Source organism: Streptomyces sp. NPDC000880 (assembly GCF_053599675.1).
This window is the reverse complement of the sequence record NZ_JBSFMS010000096.1, coordinates 23380-29732: the sequence shown is the minus strand read 5'-3', so window position 1 is coordinate 29732 and position 6353 is coordinate 23380. Positions and strand designations below refer to the sequence as shown.

General features: G+C 68.1%; 7 protein-coding genes and 1 pseudogene. 6 read left to right on the top strand and 2 right to left on the bottom strand.

What is annotated here, in order from left to right:
* From ACWDO5_RS25975 to ACWDO5_RS25950, 6 genes and pseudogenes are all read left to right on the top strand, one after another.
* A pseudogene (locus tag ACWDO5_RS25975) lies at positions 1-306 on the top strand (hypothetical protein); the annotation flags it as partial.
* 766 nt (positions 307-1072) lie between these two features.
* Entirely contained in the window at positions 1073-1591 is a 519-nt protein-coding gene (locus tag ACWDO5_RS25970) for a DUF1097 domain-containing protein (protein WP_450532772.1), read from the top strand.
* Positions 1588-2337 carry a nitrile hydratase subunit beta gene (gene nthB / locus ACWDO5_RS25965; RefSeq protein ID WP_450532771.1) on the top strand — a complete coding sequence of 250 codons (750 nt, stop codon included), beginning with the start codon at positions 1588-1590 and terminating at the stop codon, positions 2335-2337. The genes ACWDO5_RS25970 and nthB overlap by 4 nt, the downstream gene beginning before the upstream one ends.
* Complete coding sequence (gene nthA / locus ACWDO5_RS25960; RefSeq protein ID WP_450532770.1) at positions 2337-2960, top strand: nitrile hydratase subunit alpha; 624 nt, start codon at positions 2337-2339, stop codon at positions 2958-2960. Before nthB ends, nthA begins: the two co-directional genes overlap by 1 nt.
* A gap of 35 nt (positions 2961-2995) precedes the next feature.
* Entirely contained in the window at positions 2996-3346 is a 351-nt protein-coding gene (locus tag ACWDO5_RS25955) for a nitrile hydratase accessory protein (RefSeq protein ID WP_450532769.1), read from the top strand.
* A 122-nt stretch (positions 3347-3468) separates the two neighbouring features.
* A complete protein-coding gene (locus tag ACWDO5_RS25950) occupies positions 3469-4530 on the top strand; it encodes a HoxN/HupN/NixA family nickel/cobalt transporter (protein WP_450532768.1) in 1062 nt (353 codons plus the stop codon).
* Positions 4531-4591: 61 nt separating this feature from the next.
* Here the strand turns inward: ACWDO5_RS25950 and ACWDO5_RS25945 are convergent, their stop codons facing one another.
* Positions 4592-5452, bottom strand: coding sequence for an Fpg/Nei family DNA glycosylase (locus ACWDO5_RS25945; protein ID WP_450532767.1), 861 nt, complete (start codon positions 5450-5452; stop codon positions 4592-4594).
* A 37-nt stretch (positions 5453-5489) separates the two neighbouring features.
* Entirely contained in the window at positions 5490-6353 is an 864-nt protein-coding gene (locus ACWDO5_RS25940; RefSeq protein WP_450532765.1) for an amidohydrolase family protein, read from the bottom strand.

Genomic DNA, 6353 nt, shown 5'->3' with positions numbered 1-6353 from the left:
GATGCCACGCCCGGCGTCGCGGCGGCCGCCGCGACGCAGGACCGGGCCTGGGGCACGGCGGTCGCGCTGCGTCTGTCAGGTCTCAAGGGGCCCGGCACTTGCCGTCTTGTCGCCATCAGCAAGGACGGCATCGAGCACCCGGTCCTCACCTGGACGGTGCCGGCCGGTGGCTACGGAATACCGGGCGCCCCGGGCCACGAGGAGCCGCTGGACATCGAGGGGGGTACGGACCTGCCGAGCGGCGAGATCGGCCGCTGGGAGGTTCGTACCCTCGGCGGACAGCCGCTGGTCTCCCTCAAGGGGTAGCTCCGGGCTCTCGCGCCGCTGTCCGGCGCTACTTCAACAGGCCCTGCTTAAACACAGGCGCTGCTTCAGCAGGCGTCAGAGTCTACGGCCGGCGATCAAGCCCTGGTCGCGCAGCGCGCCCAAAATCAACCCGCATGTGAAATCACCCTGGGCTTGACAAGGACCTCGGGCACCCCGAAGCTTCTTCCAACGTGAGCAGGAAGAATCGTCGAGCACTTTCCCACAGACTCGGAAAAAGTTTTCCAATGATCCTGGGAAGCGCTTCCGCCGCTTCGCCCAAAACACTTCAATAAGCCGCCCCAGGGACCGTACGCAGTGATGCGAGCGACCCCTGGAGGCGGCTTTTCAATTACCTGCCCCACGTGACAACTGGCATTGCTTCAGGGAAGCATCTTATTTATACGGAAGCAATCAACAGGAAACAATTTGACTGAAAGCTGTCCGTGTCTCACCCTCCGACTCCAGAACAACTGGCAGCTCAGAGGTAGGGCACTCGCCTCGTCGAACCATGACGCGAGCGAGCGGGAGGCCGAAGGGTCAGAAGTCGTACCCCTTCACCCGGCCCGCGACACCGGAAGGAGTCGACAGCCGCAGAGCATGGGCGCTCGCGGCTCTTCGATGGATCAATGGATTGCTGAGAAGCGTCGAGCCGCGGCCTCAATTGGCCAGGCCCAACCAATTTCCCCTCGCTCCCCCGAGAGCACCGGATTCCGCCCGGGTGCCTTTCGTCCCGCCCGGTCCAACATCAAGGAGCGTAGTTCTGACTATGCGCCAACTCAATGCACTATCCATAAGTATCGGCGTGCTCGGCGGTGTGGCCACGCTGCTGACGGCGACCTTCCTCACCGTCCCGGTCTGGGTCATCTTCATCGCCTGGGCGTCCTTCTTCATCCTGGGCGCCGGCACCGACGGAATGGTCAAGTCCATCGCATCCAACCTGACCGGCATCGCCATCGCCTCGCTCACCTTGCTGGCCATCAGCGCACTGGGCGGCGGCACCGTGGTCGCCGCCGTCGCGGTGGGTGCCGGCAGCGCCGCCATGGTTCAGGCGTCGAAGATCGGTCTGCTGTCGAAGATCCCGGCGATCGTCTGGGGCTTCGCTTCCACCGTCGGCACGGTCGCCGCCACCGGTCATCCGATCACCACCGCGTCGATCAACAATCCGGGTCTCGTCGCGGCACTCGCCATGGTCCTGGGCGCGGTGTTCGGCATCGCCTCGGAGTACTGGGGAACGGCCATGACCAACCGGGCGGCCACCGGAACAGCACGGGAAGGGCAGTCATGAAACTGCAGCATCACCTCGGCGGACTGGAGAACATCGGACCGGTCGACTACGAGCCACGGGTGTTCGTCGAGGAATGGGAGAAGCGGATCTTCGGGATCCATGTCGCGATGATGGGACTGAGCGACCACCTCGGTGACGCGGCTCCCAGATATCCGATCGACGAGGTACCCACAAGTTTCTCATCGACCTGGACCTGGGCGGATCTGCGCAAGGGCGCGGAGGCGATGAACCCCTTCGCCTACTTCCAGTACCGGTACTACGAGAAGTGGCTCGGCGGCATCAGCGGCTTCTTCGTCTCGCAAGGCTACATCTCGGAGGACGAACTCGAGGCCAAAACCGCCGAGTTCCTGCAGGACGGGTGGCGCCCGCTGCCCTCCGGCGGCGATGAGCGCATCGACGAACAGGTGATCCGCTACCTGCGTGAGGGCGACTCGCCGCAGCAAGGGCCGGCCGAGACACCCGCCTTCGCCGTCGGCGACCGCGTGACCGTCCTGAACGTACCGCCGACCGACCACACGCGACTGCCCGGCAATCTGCGCGGCCGTACCGGCACCGTGGAGCGCGTCTTCGAAGGCAACTACGGCTACTTCTGCTCGACCGGGCCCGACGGCATCGGCGATCCGATGCCGGTCTACATCGTCCGGTTCGAGCCCGCCGACATCTGGGGGGAACTGGCCGAGCCCGGCGCCGTCCTCTACGGCGAGCTGTACCAGGCATACCTGACATCCGCGACGGAGGAAGATTAGTGACCGCTCAGTTCTCCTACCCCGAGGACCGCGAGGCCCTCAGCTCCGCCCGCGTCCGTGCCCTGGAGGCCCTGCTCATCGAGAAGGGCATCATCACCGGCAGCACCGTGGAGAAGGTGCTCGGCTACTTCGAGAAGGACATGACCCCGCTCAACGGCGCGAAGATCGTGGCCAGAGCGTGGACCGATCCGGCTTTCGCCGAGCGGCTCGTCACCGACACCCCGGCAGCCGTCGCCGAACTCGACCTGCCGGTGGGCATGGACGGCGCCGAGGGCGAGCACCTGCAGGCCGTCGCCAACACCCCCGGCGTGCACAACCTGGTCATCTGCACGCTGTGCTCGTGTTTCCCCTGGCCGGTCCTTGGCCTGCCACCGTATTGGTACAAGGACCCGACCTTCCGGGCCCGAGCCGCCCGCGAGCCGCGAGAGGTCCTCAAGGAGGTCGGGCTCGACCTGGACCCGTCCGTCGAGCTGCGGGTGTGGGACAGCAGCGGACACTCGCGCTGGTTCGTCGTGCCGGAGCGGCCCGCCAGTACGGAAGGGATGGCCGAGGAGGAACTCGCCGCCCTGGTCACGACCGAGTCGATGATCGGCATCGCGGCCGTGCCCGCGCCCGCCGCCTGACCTTTACGCACACCTCACCGAGAAAGGGCCGCGCCATGGAGACAACCACCGACGCCGCACCCCTGCACGAGTCCTGCATCACCGACCTGAACGCGCCGACCTTCGACGCGGACTGGCAACGCCGCGCTTTCGGAGTCGCGGTGGCCCTGTCGGAGTTCGGCCACTACACATGGGACGACTTCCAGAAGCAACTCATCGCCGCCATCGGTGAGTGGGAGGCCACCCCGGAACCCGAGCAGAACAGCTGGGAGTACTACGAGCACTGGCTGTCCGCACTGGAGCAGGTGCTCATGGGCCACGGCCTGGTGGACGAAGAGGAACTGCTCACGGGCCTGGACACGGAGCTGCTCCGTGAACTGACGTCACCGACGTCGGATCACCGCTGAGGACGTGGCCGGCACCGCCCGTCCCGGTGGCGTCCACGAGTGGTGGCACTCGCGGACGCCACCGACCCCGGCCCTCGCCCCGGCGCCCCACACAGACACCGCGTGCCCAAGGACGTGTGACTTTGACCTCTACGACCATCACCGCCGGCCGCTGGACCAGTGAAGAGCGACTGCGCCTCACCGGCATCATCGGCGCCATCGCGGTCCTGCACATCATCGGCTGGACCCTCTACCTCTACTACGCCAACGGGGCGGCCGGCGCGGGAGCGTTCGCGGGAGCCGGGACGCTCGCCTACACCCTCGGCATAAGACACGCGTTCGACGCCGACCACATCGCGGCCATCGACGACACCACCCGGCTGATGATGCAGCGCGGACGCCGTCCGGTCGGCGTCGGCTTCTTCTTCGCGATGGGCCACTCCACCGTGGTCCTCATCCTCGCCTTCATCGTTGCGCTCGCCGCGGGCGCCGCCGGGACGGGTGTGGACAGCTTCCGTCATGTCGGCGGTGTGGTCTCGCAGATCGTGGCCGTGGTGTTCCTGCTGCTCGTGGCGGTGCTCAACGCGGCAGTGCTCGGCGGCGTCATCGGCCTGTGGCGGCGCATGACGCAGGGGCAGCTGGCCCACAAGGAGCTGGAGATCCAGCTGCTCAACCGGGGACTGCTCAACCGCCTGCTGGGGCGCCGGGCGCGCGGGCTCATCAAGTCTTCCTGGCACATGTACCCGGTGGGCATCCTGTTCGGCCTCGGCCTGGAAACCGCCAGTGAGGTGACCCTGCTCGCGCTCTCGGCCAGCGCCGCCTCCGACGGCACCGAGTTGCCGACGATGGCCGTCCTCTCGCTGCCGTTGCTGTTTGCCGCGGGCATGAGCGCCTTCGACACCGCCGACAGCATGCTGATGTCCCGCGCTTACTCCTGGGCGTACCGCAGCCCGGCCCGCAAGCTCTACTACAACATCGCCACCACCGGTATGACCGTCGCCGTCGCGGTTTTCATCGCCAGCGTCTACCTGGCCGGGCTGCTCCACGAGTCCACCGGGGTGGGAGGCCCGCTGGCCGAGTACGCCTCGTTGGCGGACCACTTCGAACTGCTCGGCTACCTCGTCGTGGCGATCTTCGTGGTCGCCTGGCTCGCCGCCGCGGCCCTGTGGCGCTACGGCGGATTCGCGAAGAAGTACTCGGTCTGACCGCAGGCCGCGGGCGGCCCCCGGGCTCTCGGGCGGCTGTCCGGCGCTACTTCAGCAGGCGCTACTTCAGCAGGCGGGAGAGTCTGCGGTCGGCAAGCGGCTTGCCGCCGGTCTGGCAGGTGGGGCAGTACTGCAGCGATGAGTCGCTGAAGGAGACCTCACGGATGGTGTCGCCGCAGACGGGACACGGCTGACCGGTGCGGCCATGGACGCGCAGGCCGCTCTTCTTCTCGGCCTTGAGCCGCCCGGCGGCGAGGCCGCGTGAGCGCTCTACGGCATCACGCAGCGTGGAACGCAGGGCCTCGTACAGCGCGGTGATCTCGTCCTCGCCGAGGTTCTGCACGGGCTTGAACGGCGACATCTTCGCGGCATGCAGGATCTCGTCGCTGTACGCGTTGCCGATGCCGGCGATCAGGCCCTGGTCACGCAGCGCGCCTTTGATCTGCCGCCGTTCCCCGGCGAGCAGCGCGGCGAAGGCGTCCCGGTCGAAGCCGTCCCCGAGCGGATCGGGGCCGAGACGGGCGATACCGGGCACCTCGGCCGGGTCGCGTACGAGATGGACGGCCAGGCGCTTGGTGGTGCCCGCTTCGGTGAGATCGAAGCCGCCGCCCGAAGCGAGGACAGTACGCAGAGCGAGCGGGCCCTTCCCAGGGCGTGGCGGCGCGGCCGGGAACTCGTCCTTCCACTGGAGCCAGCCCGCCCGGGCGAGATGGGTGACCAGATGGAGTGGGCCGACGCTGATGTCGAGCCACTTCCCGTGCCGGTCCACGGCGGTGACCTCGACGCCCTCGATGGCGGTCAGCGGCGGGTCGTACGTCTTCAGGACGCTGATCGCCAGCGGCAGGACACGGACGATCACCTGTCCCACCAGGTGGTTGTCGAGGAACTCTCTCAGCGCTTCGACTTCGGGCAGCTCCGGCATGCATCCAGGGTGCCAAAGGGGCGGGGCGGGCGCAGGTTCACCAAGATTCACCGCCCGGGAGCAGTCCGTAGACGCGGCTCGCGGTGGTCTCGAAGACTGCGCGGCGTTCGTCGTCGGCCAGCCGGTGGGTCAGCGCGCGGGCGGCGGCGACCACGTCGGCGTAGCTCGCGGCGAGCCGGCAGACCGGCCAGTCGGAGCCGAACATCAGCCGGCCGGGACCGAAGGCGTCGAGGACCGTGTCGGCGTACGGGGCCAGATCGGACGTGGTCCAGGTGGACCAGGCCGCCTCGGTGACCATCCCGGAAAGCTTGCAGACGGTGTTGGGCCTGGCCGCGAGTGCGCGCACGGCGCTCGCCCAGGGCTCCAGCTCCTTGGAGGCGATGGGCGGCTTGCCGAGATGGTCGAGCACGAACGTGAGCTCGGGCAGCCTGGCCGCCGCCTCGGTCGCCGCGGGCAGCTGGTCCGGCCGCACCACGAGGTCGTAGACGAGTCCCGCCGAGGCGACGGCGGCGAGGCCGCGCAGTACATCGGGGCGGAGCAGCCAGGCGGGGTCGGCCTCGCCCTGGACCTGGTGGCGGATGCCGACGAGGCGGTCTCCGCCCGGGAGTTCACGCAGGGCCGCGAGGGTGTCGGCGATGCCGGGGGCGGTGAGGTCGGTCCAGCCGACGACGCCCGCGACGAGGTCGCTGCCGTCGGCGATGGCGAGGAATTCCGGGGTCTCTTCCGCGACGGTGACCGTCTGGACGAGGACGGTGGCGCGTACGTCCACGGCGCGCGCCTCGGGGGCGAGATCGTCGATGGAGAAGGTACGCCGGATGGGGGCCAGGTCGGGGCCGGTGATCCAGTCCTGGTCCCGTACCGAGAGGTCCCACACATGGTGGTGGGCGTCGATGATCGCCAT

What these genes read in the sequence shown, in the direction of transcription:
- ACWDO5_RS25970 (WP_450532772.1), top strand. Translation starts at nt 1,073, where the DNA reads ATGCGCCAACTCAATGCACTATCCATAAGTATCGGCGTGCTCGGCGGT.
- ACWDO5_RS25945 (WP_450532767.1), bottom strand. Translation starts at nt 5,452, where the DNA reads ATGCCGGAGCTGCCCGAAGTCGAAGCGCTGAGAGAGTTCCTCGACAAC.
- ACWDO5_RS25955 (WP_450532769.1), top strand. Translation starts at nt 2,996, where the DNA reads ATGGAGACAACCACCGACGCCGCACCCCTGCACGAGTCCTGCATCACC.
- nthB (WP_450532771.1), top strand. Translation starts at nt 1,588, where the DNA reads ATGAAACTGCAGCATCACCTCGGCGGACTGGAGAACATCGGACCGGTC.
- ACWDO5_RS25940 (WP_450532765.1), bottom strand. Translation starts at nt 6,353, where the DNA reads ATGGCGATCATCGACGCCCACCACCATGTGTGGGACCTCTCGGTACGG.